At 43.1% G+C, this 12,912-nt stretch carries 12 protein-coding genes; 11 read left to right on the top strand and 1 reads right to left on the bottom strand.

Annotated features, from left to right (window positions below; genetic code table 11):
• Positions 1-7 precede the first annotated feature (7 nt).
• From dapB to NH399_RS09845, 8 genes are all read left to right on the top strand, one after another.
• Positions 8-817, top strand: coding sequence for a 4-hydroxy-tetrahydrodipicolinate reductase (dapB, locus tag NH399_RS09880; protein ID WP_253039751.1), 810 nt, complete (start codon positions 8-10; stop codon positions 815-817).
• A 675-nt stretch (positions 818-1,492) separates the two neighbouring features.
• Complete coding sequence (gene carA, locus NH399_RS09875; protein ID WP_253039737.1) at positions 1,493-2,617, top strand: glutamine-hydrolyzing carbamoyl-phosphate synthase small subunit; 1,125 nt, start codon at positions 1,493-1,495, stop codon at positions 2,615-2,617.
• A gap of 86 nt (positions 2,618-2,703) precedes the next feature.
• A complete protein-coding gene (carB, locus tag NH399_RS09870) occupies positions 2,704-5,922 on the top strand; it encodes a carbamoyl-phosphate synthase large subunit (RefSeq protein ID WP_253039727.1) in 3,219 nt (1,072 codons plus the stop codon).
• Positions 5,922-6,398 carry a transcription elongation factor GreA gene (gene greA / locus NH399_RS09865; RefSeq protein ID WP_253039717.1) on the top strand — a complete coding sequence of 159 codons (477 nt, stop codon included), beginning with the start codon at positions 5,922-5,924 and terminating at the stop codon, positions 6,396-6,398. Before carB ends, greA begins: the two co-directional genes overlap by 1 nt.
• Positions 6,399-6,451: 53 nt before the next feature.
• Complete coding sequence (locus NH399_RS09860; protein WP_253039715.1) at positions 6,452-7,054, top strand: rhomboid family intramembrane serine protease; 603 nt, start codon at positions 6,452-6,454, stop codon at positions 7,052-7,054.
• 95 nt (positions 7,055-7,149) lie between these two features.
• Complete coding sequence (locus NH399_RS09855) at positions 7,150-7,941, top strand: GNAT family N-acetyltransferase (RefSeq protein WP_253039704.1); 792 nt, start codon at positions 7,150-7,152, stop codon at positions 7,939-7,941.
• Complete coding sequence (locus tag NH399_RS09850; RefSeq protein WP_253039702.1) at positions 7,941-8,516, top strand: hypothetical protein; 576 nt, start codon at positions 7,941-7,943, stop codon at positions 8,514-8,516. Before NH399_RS09855 ends, NH399_RS09850 begins: the two co-directional genes overlap by 1 nt.
• Positions 8,517-8,583: 67 nt before the next feature.
• Positions 8,584-10,137, top strand: coding sequence for a polyamine aminopropyltransferase (locus tag NH399_RS09845; RefSeq protein WP_253039700.1), 1,554 nt, complete (start codon positions 8,584-8,586; stop codon positions 10,135-10,137).
• A gap of 79 nt (positions 10,138-10,216) precedes the next feature.
• Here NH399_RS09845 and NH399_RS09840 read toward each other — a convergent pair whose 3' ends face one another.
• The gene (locus NH399_RS09840) at positions 10,217-10,915 is read right to left on the bottom strand and encodes a PEP-CTERM sorting domain-containing protein (RefSeq protein WP_253039698.1); all 699 of its coding nucleotides are present in this window, start codon (positions 10,913-10,915) and stop codon (positions 10,217-10,219) included.
• A gap of 291 nt (positions 10,916-11,206) precedes the next feature.
• Here NH399_RS09840 and folA point away from each other — a divergent pair, with 291 nt between their 5' ends.
• From folA to NH399_RS09825, 3 genes are all read left to right on the top strand, one after another.
• Positions 11,207-11,707: a type 3 dihydrofolate reductase gene (folA, locus tag NH399_RS09835; RefSeq protein ID WP_253039696.1), complete on the top strand. Its 501-nt coding sequence runs from the start codon at positions 11,207-11,209 to the stop codon at positions 11,705-11,707.
• Between the two features lie 31 nt (positions 11,708-11,738).
• Positions 11,739-12,011, top strand: a complete 273-nt coding sequence (locus NH399_RS09830; RefSeq protein ID WP_253039694.1) for a hypothetical protein — start codon at positions 11,739-11,741, stop codon at positions 12,009-12,011.
• A gap of 88 nt (positions 12,012-12,099) precedes the next feature.
• Positions 12,100-12,894 (top strand): MBL fold metallo-hydrolase, encoded by a 795-nt coding sequence (locus NH399_RS09825; protein ID WP_253039692.1) that lies wholly within the window; start codon positions 12,100-12,102, stop codon positions 12,892-12,894.
• The last annotated feature ends 18 nt before the right edge of the window (positions 12,895-12,912 follow it).

Below are 12,912 nucleotides of genomic sequence, written 5' to 3'. Positions count from 1 at the left end.
GTAAGTTATGGTTCGTATTGGAATTAATGCCTGTACTGGACGTATGGGACAAGAGCTATTAGTCGCGGTTAGTCGTAGTGAACATGTGGAGTTAAAAGCCGCTCTACTTCGCCCTGGTCATGCCTGGACGGGTGAACAGCTACACAGTCAGTTTCCTCATATAAAGAGTTCATTAGTATTCGCCGATGATTTGCGTCAGGTTGCAGATGATATTGATGTGCTCATCGATTTCAGTTTACCTGACTTTTCCATCCAGACTGCAGAGCTGTGCCATCAGCTGAATCTTCCCGTGGTGATTGGAACAACCGGATTTAATTATGAGCAAAAAAAGCGTATCGAAACGCTGAGCTCAGAGAGTGCAGTATTGATGGCGCCCAATATGAGTGTTGGGGTTAATCTTAGCCTCAAAATTCTTGAACTGGTTGCTCAAGTTATTGGGGATGAATCTGATGTTGAGGTCATGGAAGCCCACCACCGTTACAAAAAAGACTCGCCTTCAGGAACCGCCCTACGTATGGGAGAAGCCATTGCCAAAGGGATGGATAAAGTATTCAGTGAAGTAGCTGCCTTCGATCGCTGCGGTAAAGATGCTGTGCGCAAGCCGGGTTCCATTGGCTTTTCGGCTGTCCGTGCAGGGAATATAGTTGGAGAACATACCGCATTATTTGCCATGGCAGGAGAAGAGATCGAGATTACCCACAAAGCGCGTAGTCGCCAAACTTTCGCCGAAGGTGCTATTAAAGCGGCTTGTTGGTTGGTTGAACAGCCTCCCGGCAGCTACGACATGATGGACGTGCTAGGATTGAAAGGCGCGTGATTTGCTCGATTGCCGATACGCCATGTAAGCCATGTCTCAAAGGTCGTAAAGAGATTCGATCAAATGAATGTCTTATTCTGGCGCAATAATTACATAACCATTTGATAAATAACAGTGTTTTGTGATTGAGATAAGTTTGAGCGAAGATAAATCCTATTGTTTTGGATGCTGAGATCGCTATTATTATTACCAGGCGGCACGGATAACCGCTCAGGAAGCGCAGGGAATTGCGTACCACATGGAGGTTGCAGGGAGCATTGCACGTCGAGGGACGATGTAAGATAGAATATGGCGGTTTTCAGGGAGAAGGCCGCCTTTTCTTCTTTATGAGCACTTTAAGTCAGTTTGGACTGCCTCAGACGCATCATTTTTGGTAAGAAAGTCTATTTTCCTTTATCCAAAATCACCATTTAAACCAATCCGTTCTATCATTAATGGGCGTGAAAGGGTTTGAGTTAGCCGTTAAGAGCACTAATTCTTTAAAATCTGTCATCATTTATTAACAAATACTGCTGACCAAATGGACAGAATCAGATCAGATCGCGTAAAATACTGCTGCTTTAGCATTTGCCGATTCTGGCGCAAAGCAGAATTTCATTTAATCTTATTTCGAAAGGCGGAAACCATCATGGATTTCCGCTTTTTGTGTATCTGGAGTCAAAACTGGAGGTCCCATTGAGTCAGCCCGCCATTCTCGTATTAGAAGACGGTACCGTGTTTAAAGGATCAGCCATTGGCGCTGAAGGACTGGCTGTTGGTGAAGTGGTGTTTAATACATCGATCACAGGATACCAGGAGATCCTGACTGATCCATCTTACGCGCAGCAGATAGTTACTCTTACTTATCCCCATATTGGAAATACTGGTATTAATGAAGAAGATCAGGAATCCAATAATATTTGGGCGAAAGGTCTGGTTATTCGTGATTTACCTTTGTTGGCCAGCAACTGGCGCAGTACCCAATCTTTATCGGATTATCTAAAATCAAAGAATATTCTTGGTATTGCGGATATTGATACTCGTAAGCTAACGCGAATTTTACGAGACAAGGGCGCTCAAGCAGGTGCCATTATGGTTGGTGACATTGATGAAGCCAAAGCGTTGGAAGCAGCAAAAAGCTTCCCTGGTCTGAAAGGCATGGATTTGGCCAAAGAAGTGACCGCTGAAAGTTCATTCCCGTGGACTGGCAGTACATGGGATTTGGCCAAAGGCTATGGCGAGCTGGGTGAAAAACGCTTTAAAGTCGTCGCCTATGATTTTGGTGCCAAGAGCAATATTTTACGTATGTTGGTTGAACGTGGTTGTGACTTAACGGTTGTGCCTGCCAAAACCCCTGCGTCAGAAGTCATGGCTATGAATCCTGACGGTGTGTTCTTGTCAAACGGCCCTGGCGATCCCGAACCTTGTGATTATGCGATTGCTGCTATCAAAGAGTTTCTGGATGCTAACATCCCAACCTTTGGAATTTGTCTTGGACATCAGTTGTTGGCATTAGCCAGTGGCGCCCAAACGGTGAAGATGAAATTTGGTCATCATGGTGCTAACCATCCAGTAAAAGATCTAAAGCAAAATGTTGTCATGATCACGTCACAGAATCATGGTTTTGCTGTTGATGAAAATTCCTTACCTGACTGCCTAGAGGCAACTCATGTTTCTTTATTTGACGGCAGTTTACAAGGCATCCATCGAACTGATAAGCCTGCTTTCGGTTTCCAGGGGCATCCAGAGGCGAGTCCTGGACCTCATGATGCCGCTGCACTATTCGATCATTTCATCGAATTGATGGCTGCAAATAAGTAACTAGGTAAATGGCTCTTTCGAGTTCGAAGGAGCCGATTAAGAATTTCGTTGAGTACCCACTCAAATTAAAAAGAGCAAACGACACAATGCCAAAACGAACTGATATTAAAAGCGTTTTAATTCTAGGAGCCGGTCCTATTATTATTGGACAGGCCTGTGAGTTTGACTACTCTGGCGCGCAAGCGTGTAAAGCATTAAAAGAAGAAGGATATCGAGTTATTCTTGTGAACTCGAATCCTGCAACCATCATGACTGACCCAGAAATGGCCGACGTGACTTACATTGAGCCGTTGCACTGGGAAGTAGTTGCAAAAATCATTGAAAAAGAAAAACCCGATGTGTTGTTGCCGACCATGGGTGGGCAAACGGCATTGAATTGTGCGCTGGACCTTGCGTCTCGTGGTGTACTAGAAATTCATAACGTCGAAATGATTGGCGCAAAACGAGAAGCGATTGATAAAGCAGAAGATCGTGACTTGTTTGCCAAGGCCATGCGCAAAATTGGTTTAGACATGCCTCGCTCGGGCATTGCTCACACCATGGAAGAAGCGCATGAAGTACAAAGCCATGTTGGCTTCCCTTGTATTATTCGTCCCTCATTTACCATGGGCGGAACCGGTGGTGGTATCGCCTACAACCGTGAAGAGTTTGAAGAAATCTGTACTCGTGGTTTGGATTTGTCCCCGACTAATGAGCTATTGATTGACGAATCACTTATTGGTTGGAAAGAATACGAAATGGAAGTTGTGCGTGATAAAGACGACAACTGCATCATCGTTTGTTCGATTGAAAATCTCGATCCTATGGGTGTCCATACTGGTGACTCTATCACCGTTGCCCCTGCACAAACATTAACGGACAAAGAATATCAGATCATGCGTAATGCATCGATGACGGTATTACGTGAGATTGGTGTTGAGACAGGTGGTTCAAACGTTCAGTTTGCGGTAAATCCGGAAGATGGCCGTTTGGTGGTTATCGAGATGAATCCTCGAGTATCGCGTTCCTCAGCATTGGCTTCAAAAGCAACGGGTTTCCCTATTGCTAAAATTGCAGCAAAATTGGCGATTGGCTACACTCTGGATGAATTGCAAAACGATATCACCAGCGGTAAGACGCCAGCGTCATTCGAGCCTAGCATCGATTACGTTGTGACTAAGATCCCTCGTTTTAACTTCGAAAAATTCCCTAACACTGATGCAACGCTTACCACTCAGATGAAGTCGGTGGGTGAAGTAATGGCGATTGGCCGAACGCTGCAGGAGTCTATGCAAAAAGCACTGCGTGGACTGGAAGTAGGCAAAAGTGGTTTTGACCCATTATTAGAAGATGATGACAACTGGCAAGAAACCTTACGTAATAAGCTGATTGTTCCTGGCGCTGAGCGAATCTGGTATTTGGCTGATGCATTCCGTAAAGGTATGTCTGTTGAAGATGTATTCCAGTTAACTAAAGTTGATCCTTGGTTCCTGGTTCAAATTGAAGAGTTGGTTAAACTCGAAGAAGAGTTTGCCAAGTTGTCTTTCTCTGACATCGATCGTGACACTATGCTTCGCTACAAACGTAAAGGTTTCTCGGATGAGCGTCTGGCAACCTTGATCGACCGTAGCGAAACTGAAGTACGCAAATTACGTAACGAACTGAATCTTCATCCTGTTTATAAGCGTGTTGATACCTGTGCAGCAGAGTTTTCGACCAGTACTGCTTATATGTACTCCACTTATGAAGAAGAGTGTGAGTCTGATCCCTCTGACCGAGAAAAAGTCATGGTGTTAGGCGGTGGCCCTAACCGTATTGGTCAAGGTATCGAGTTTGATTACTGCTGTGTTCACGCTGCGTTGGCGATGCGTGAAGATGGTTACGAAACCATTATGGTTAACTGTAATCCAGAAACGGTTTCTACTGATTACGATACATCGGATCGTCTGTACTTTGAGTCAGTCACTTTAGAAGATGTATTAGAAATCATTCATAACGAAAAGCCAAAAGGCGTTATCGTTCAATATGGTGGTCAAACGCCATTGAAACTGGCTCGTGCTCTGGAAGCTGAAGGCGTACAAATTATTGGTACGTCTCCAGATGCTATTGATCGTTCAGAAGATCGTGAGCGCTTCCAACGTTCGTTAGAGAAATTAGGCTTACGTCAGCCTCCTAATCGTACTGTTCGTAACCTGGAAGAAGGAGTACGTCAGGCTGATGAGATTGGCTACCCATTGGTTGTTCGCCCATCTTACGTATTAGGTGGTCGTGCGATGGAAATCGTATACAGCGAAGATGACTTGCGTCGTTATATGAATGAAGCTGTGAGTGTTTCTAATGAATCGCCAGTATTGTTGGATCGATTCCTGGATGACGCTATCGAAGTCGATGTGGATTGTATCTACGACGGCGAAAACTGTTTGATCGGTGGCATCATGGAACACATTGAGCAGGCAGGAGTTCACTCTGGTGATTCGGCTTGTTCATTACCTCCTTACTCCTTAAGTGACGAGATTCAAAATGAATTGCGCAAGCAAGTGGAAGTGATGGCAAAAGAGTTGGGTGTTCGTGGTTTGATGAACACACAGTTTGCTATTCAAGGCGACAATATTTTTGTTCTCGAAGTGAATCCTCGTGCCTCAAGAACGGTTCCTTTTGTTTCTAAAGCTACTGGCCAACCTTTGGCGAAAATTGCCGCGCGAGTCATGGCGGGTACTTCTCTGGCAGAGCAGGGTGAGTTAGAAGAAGTTGTTCCAGAGTTCTACTCTGTAAAAGAGCCTGTGTTCCCGTTCAATAAATTCCCGGGTTCTGATCCTATTCTTGGACCAGAGATGAAGTCGACTGGTGAAGCCATGGGTGTAGGTGATAGCTTTGGTGAAGCTTTCTATAAAGCTCAGTTAGGCGGATCTTCTGCAGCACCTATTGGCGGTAAAGCTATTATCAGTGTTCGTGATGCTGATAAAGAAAAGTTACCAGAAGTTGGACGCGCATTGATTGATTGTGGTTTCGAGTTGATTGCAACGGCTGGAACAGCAAGAGCGTTGGTATCGGCTGGCGTTCCTTGTCAGCGAGTGAACAAAGTTTACGAAGGTCGTCCGCACTTGGTGGATATGATCAAGAATGATGAAATCGATTATATCGTTAACACGACAGAAGGCAGTCAGGCTATTGCAGACTCCTTTATGATCCGTCGTTCTGCTCTACAACACAAAGTGGCTTATACAACAACACTTGCAGGCGCGAAAGCGACAACTCAGGCGATCAAACAGCAAACTCGTAATGTTGTTGTGTCTGTTCAGGAATTACATAAAAGGATTGATAAGTAATGAATCGAGTACCTATGACAGTTGAGGGCGCCGAAGCTCTCAAAGTTGAATTAACCGAACTAAAGCAAGATGCACGGCCAAAAGTGATTGAGGCCATCGCAGAAGCTCGTGAGCACGGTGATTTAAAAGAGAATGCCGAATATCATGCAGCTCGTGAGCAACAAGGCTTTATTGAAGGACGTATTCAAGAAATTGAAGGTAAACTTGGAAACGCTCAGATAATCGATGTAAAAAGTATGCCTAACAATGGCAAAGTTGTGTTTGGCTCGACAGTCACCATTGTTAACATTGATACTGATGAAGAAGTCACTTATCAAGTTGTGGGCGAAGACGAAGCTGACTTAAAGTTGAACAAGATATCAGTAACTTCACCGATTGCCAGAGCTCTCATTGGTAAAAACGAAGGTGATGAAGTTTCTGTGAATGCACCGGGTGGTGTTGTTGAATATGAAATCGAAAAGGTTGAGTATATTTAACTCGCACTACATGAATTAAAAAAGGGCTATATAGCCCTTTTTTAATATTAATTATGGATAACGATTTTTTACAGCGGATCTTTCGAGCCTTAATATCACACCCTGTGGTCTGGAGTGTTATTTTTCTTAACATTGCAGCCTTTGTTGGCATTCATTTATTGGGTGTTGATTTTGCCTTGTTAAAAATGCCCGCAGACAGCGATTTATTATTGTTGCCTTTTTACTGGTGGAAAATGATAACGCCTGCGTTTTTACATTTTACCTTTGCCCACCTGGCGGTGAATTTATATTTCTGGTGGGATTTTGGCAGCGCAATAGAAAGCTATCACCGTTGGCGCATGTTGGTGATTTTTTTGATCGCTGCTATGTTGACCAGCTTATTTCAGTACTGGTTTGGTGGACCTAAGTTCGGTGGGTTATCCGGCGTGGTTTTTTGGCTTTTAGGATATTTGATGATTCATAGCTACTGGAGCTCTGAAGCCCGATTTCATTTGCGCAAATTCGAGATGCTCCTTTTGCTTGGATATATGCTGGTCAGTTTTACTGGTTGGCTGGGGCCATCTTCCCATGCTGCACATCTCGGCGGACTGCTAGGTGGAGGCATGATGGCGGTGCTTGAATTAACCATCTCAAAATGGAGAAATTCGTCAAAGTAACGTCATTGAATTAGCCACTGATAAATGATAGTGTGCTGAAAAATAAATCAGCGCATCGCTCTATGGGGTGGCTGTATAAAGAATGGATATGAAGCATGATTGAGTTTAGGGAAATGGCAGAAACGGATGTTTCGACTGTGATTGAGCTCATCGATTCTCATGATGAGGATGATGCAGAAGAAGCTCAAGCCACTTATGAAGAAAGCCTTGAACATCACTATGTTTTAACCTTGGATCAGCAGGTGATTGGTGTTACGGGATTTAAACCGATTCCTCATAGTAATAAATCCTGTTGGTTGTCATGGACTTATGTCCATAAACGACATTGTGGTAATGGCTATGGTCGCAAGTTGCTGCAAAAACTTCTTCAAGTATTGAATGAGCTTGAAGCACGCAAAATATTTGTGAAGACCAGCGACTATTGTGATCCTGAAGATGGCCCCATTTATGCTGCGGCATTACACCTTTATCAATCCATCGGATTCGAAATAGAAGTCGAGTTAGCTGATTTCTACGATGAAGGTGAAAAAATGATCATTTTGGGCTATAACTTGCAGTCTGATGTGGTTGCTAGCGATGTCGAAGAAGTCGCGGCTCCGATTCGGTTTAATGATATTTTTGAAATTGCCGAAACCACAGGTAGTTATTGCTTTGGCTGGGAAATGAAAGGGCGAAAACATTTTGACGCAGAAGATTTAGAAATTGGCATCAACGCGGTCAAAGATAAAGGCGGTCGTTGTGTGTTTTTGACCTTCCCATCCAATTTGCCAGAAATTCATAAGCCTATGCAGGAAGCAGGGTTTCAATACTTTGGTCAGTTAGCTGACTATTATGACGTAGGGATTCATGAATTACATTTTGGTTATCAATTAACGGGAAATACATAATGAAAAAGTTCAATACATTGGCTATAGCCTCATCGATTGCTGCAACACTTTTTTTAGTTGGGTGTACACAAAGCGTTGAGCGCCCCGATCTTGATCGTGTTCTGGATGTGACTTCTGATACTTTGTATTCATTCGAAAACAGCGCAGCGAACACTAAAGACGACAAGGCTGTTGACGCTTTTGTAAAAGAATTAGCTTCAAATATGAACAAAGCAAACCCGAAGGTCTATGCTGATCCTGTTGGTATTATGACAAAAGAAGATGGGGCATTTGTTGGTTTCCAAGATCCAAATCAGAACATGGTTAAAGATTCTGGTGAAGAAGACTTGTTCACTGTAGAAATCGACAGTGAGAAGAATCGCCTAATGGCAACAGATGCGACTGGCGCGATGCGTGATCATAGCTTTAGTGGTGCGGGCCTACTTGCTGGTTTTATCTTGGGTAGCATGCTAAGTCGCCAACGTGCTGCTGGTGTTAATCCTAAATCTTTGAGCTCGCGTCAAGCAACTTCACGCTCGGCTTATCAAAGTGCTCGCTCTCGTTCTGGCTCTGGTAGCCACTCTTCAGGAAAGTAATTTTCTATTTTTTATCCCTTCTCTGTTCTAGAGAAGGGAACTGTTCTTTCTAATCAGGTACTTTTTCATGCAACAGGAAAATGTGCGCACTGAGTCTGATTATTCTCATTTAAATGATAATCAGAGTGCGGTTCTTCTTATATCTATTCTAATTGTCGCCCTGTGCGGTATTGCTTACGAGCTTATTATTGGAACGGTTTCTAGTTATTTGCTTGGTAACAGTGTTTATCAGTTTTCGTTAACCATTGGCTTTTTTATGTTTGCCATGGGGGTGGGTTCCTATTTATCCAAATTGTTAGGCGATCAGTTGATCCAGAACTTTATTAAAGTTGAGGTGGCGATTGCTTTGGTCGGTGGTATCTGCAGTATTTTGTTATTTATGGCCTTTCCACTTGCACGAGTGCTTTACGAAACGGTCATGTACAGTCTTATTCTTATTATTGGTGCTTTGGTGGGAATGGAAATTCCAATTTTAACCACCATTTTATCGCAGCGTTCGAGCACCAGAGATTCCATAGCAAATGTGTTATCACTGGATTATATTGGCGCGCTTATTGGTTCTGTTGCCTTTCCTCTAATTTTGTTGCCACAGCTTGGATTGGTGACTTCATCTTTTGCTATCGGCATTATTAATATGCTGACGGCTTTGGTGAGTGTTTATGTTTTTAAAGACTATCTTAAATCGCCCAGATTAATGAAAGCGATTTGTTGGTCTGCTCTGATCGTGCTTATCGTTTTTGTGGTGATGGGAGCCAAGATAACCAGCTATGCCGAAAAGCATCTGTATTTTGATCAAGTTATTTACGATAAACAGACAGCCTACCAACGTATCGTTATGACTCGCTCTAATGTGAACCGTGAGCAACGTCTTTATATTGATGGACATATTCAGTTTTCGTCACGAGATGAGTATCGCTATCATGAGTCACTAGTTCACCCATTAATGAGCTTACCGGGTAACCGTAGCAAGGTCTTAGTTTTGGGCGGTGGTGACGGATTGGCCGCACGAGAGTTATTGAAGTATGACGATATTGAGCTTATTCATCTGGTTGATATTGATCCAGAAATGACTCGTGTAGCTAACGAGCTAGCAGTGCTTGCTCAAATGAATGGGGAAAGTTTAAAGAGCGAAAAAGTAACGGTGTTTAATGAAGATGCTTTTACTTTTATTAATCAGCCTGGCGTTGCTTATGATCGTGTGATTATAGATATGCCAGATCCGCACAATGAAGCGCTGAATAAGCTCTATTCAAAAGAATTTTACACTATGATTAAGCGACGGATGGATGACAAAGGATATGTAGTGTCACAAAGCTCTTCGCCTTTTTTTACACGTAATACTTTCTGGTGTATTGAAGAAACATTGGATTTTGTATTTGATGATACATTGAGTTATCACGCATCCATTCCATCGTTTGGCGTTTGGGGATTTAATCTGGCAAGTATGAACGGCATAATACCTGATGATTTTTCTTTTGAGGTGGCGACACGATATTTGGATGACTCGACCATGCAAGCGGCGATGGTTTTTGGTAAAGATGTAGCAGAAGTGGCTTCACCCGTTAATACTATTATGGAGCCTAAGCTCTATCAGCTGTATGTCGATGAAGTGCAAAAGTAATGCATATAAAACAAGTGCTATATTGATAGATAATAAAAAAGGGCCTTAAAGGCCCTTTTTTAATGCATTGAATAATGACTTAGCGACGACGACGAAGCATCAAAGGTAAGCCTAATGCAAATAACAAGATGCTAGCAGGTGTTGGTACAGGCGTTGTTGTACGATCTTTTGTGTCGTACCAGCCCTGACCCGCGAAGCTGTAGCTTGTTAGCTGGTTATTGCTGTCATAGTTAAATACTGAACCACGAGAAGGGTGGAACCAAACACCAATGTTTTCAGCAAATGAAATACCGTCCCAATCAGGATCTTTGTTGTAGTCGTTGATATCTGCAACGTCTAAAGTGAAAGAGAAAGTACGGCTAGTACCAGAGTCAGACACAGAAATGAATCCCGCGCTGGTTGAATCAATAAAGCCTGCTGAGTCGTAGCAAGAGTTGTTACCGTTAACACCGTTGTAAGTGTTGATAGTAAGAATACCAGTGTTTAAATCACCACACATGATGGCATACTCGCCACCTTGGCTTTTAGGATTTGGACCATCACTAATCACTAACCAGAAACCATCAGTAAACTGACCGTTAGTCTGAGTCAGAGTTGAGCTCCAGTGGAAAAGGCTGTTATCAGCGTCATAGTTGGTGTAGATGTTAGTAATATCGCCACCATTAGCACTGCCAGGTGGGTTATCAATATTATATTCATAAACTGGTGTTGCCATTGCAACGGCTGAGAAACCGATAGCTGCAAATGCAACTGCAGATTTGAATAACGACTTTATCATGGTGAACTGCTCCCTTAAATCACATTTTTAATGTTTCTATGAGATGATTAGGCAAGTATGGTGCCAAGAGGCGTAGGTGTATGAAATTAAAGGATATAAAAAGCCCTATTGTTATTCCGTGTAAAATATACTGACGTTTTCTCTTCCTTTGAGGGCCTCATTTTTTAGCTTTTGATTTGTCAGCCTTTTCTATTCTTTATTAAGCAGTGGTATTAGTTTTGCCGCATCCTGTCCCTTCGCTGTTATAATCTCAGTCTCAATAATAAGTAATAACCGACGATATTGAAGAGCATGACTTCTAAAAAACCCATTATCTCTCTGATTGCAGCTATGGCCAAAGGACGTGTGATTGGCCTTAATAATCAGATGCCCTGGCATTTGCCTGCCGATTTGAAGCACTTTAAAGAAACCACCATGAATAAGCCCATCGTCATGGGGCGTAAAACCTTTGATTCCATTGGTAAACCTTTGCCTGGCCGTCGCAATATCATCATTACGCGTAATACCAGTTATTCCGCGCCAGGGATCGAAACCGTGGGTAGCCTTGAAGAGGCTATTGAGCTGTTAAAGGAATCCGAAGAGATCATCATTGGCGGTGGTGGGAATATCTACCAGCAAACTTTAGAGCAAGCTGATCGACTTTATCTTACTTTTATCGACTTAGAGACTGAAGGAGACGCTTTCTTCCCTGAGTTTGAGCATTTGAATTTGCGCGAAACTGCGCGAGTTAGCCGCGCGGCGGATGAAAAAAATCCTCATGCCTGTCAGTTTGTGAACTATGACATTGTGTAGCAGGTTGAACAATTGTGGCTTAGCAGTGGTCTTGGTAGGGTTGCTCGTTGGGTGCGAGCAACAACCCGATCCTGTTGAGCTATACAAAGAGGCCTACAAGCAGGGGCTGGCTAATGCTTGTCGTCAACATGGAGTGTGTTTATCGGATGTAGAAAAAGCCTTCGATCAGTGCATTGACGAGATGGCAGTAAAGGACATGTTGGCCAGTTCGACAGAAGAAGAAAAAACACACAAAAACACCTTAATTGCACAGCAAACATCCGAGTGCATCAAGAACTTTTCTGACAAACAACAGAATAACTGAGATTTTCTAAATTCCTTTGATCTAGCTCAATTCCATCGATGGCGAATTCCAACATTGTTCGGGTTTTTCGACATGAGGAATCATATCCATGCAGTCAAAAGCCATTTCACTTTATGATGATGGAGAGCACCGTTGCCTGATGTTTACTGATTTGGTGAAAGGTGATGGTATTCAATCAAATCAGTTTCTTATTTTAAGCCGCAAGCAGTCAGCTATCATCGATCCCGGTGGGGACTTAACCTTTGCAGCATTAAGTATCGAGATCGAAAAACATGTTCCTGTTGCTAACCTCGACTACATTTTTGCTTCTCATCAAGATCCAGACATTATTTCGGCCATGGGAAAGTGGATGATGAAAACTCGAGCCAAGGTCGTTTGCTCTCGACTTTGGGCAAGATTTTTACCGCATCTTATCCCTGAATATTTACGCTTACAGCTCGAAATGGACAGCGAAAGCCGAATGATGCCCTTACCTGATGAAGGTCGTGTTATTCATTTGCAGGCATCTGATATTGCCGTACTGCCTGCGCATTTCTTGCACTCCGTTGGGAACTTTCAATTTTATGATACCAAGAGTGGGATACTGTTCTCTGGTGACATGGGAGCGTCTATGACCGAAGAGGTTGGTGCTCCTGTACGAAATTTTGAGCAGCATATTCCATTAATGGAAGGTTTTCATCGCCGCTATATGACGGGCAATCGAGCCTGTCGCCTTTGGGCGGGTATGGTGAGAAAACTTAAGCCGAAAAAAATTGTTCCACAACATGGGAGTCATTTTGAAGGTGAGAATATTGAGAAGTTTTTAACCTGGATAGAACACTTAGAATGTGGGTTGGATCTGCTAACAGAGCAGAGCTATCGAGTCCCTGATGGACTTCGATAACTCTAAATGTCTGGCACA

The organism is Pleionea sp. CnH1-48, assembly GCF_024124665.1.
Classification (GTDB): Bacteria; Pseudomonadota; Gammaproteobacteria; order Enterobacterales; family Kangiellaceae; genus JAMXSB01.
Note: the sequence above shows the minus strand (reverse complement) of the source record. Positions and strands in the feature narration are given on the sequence as shown.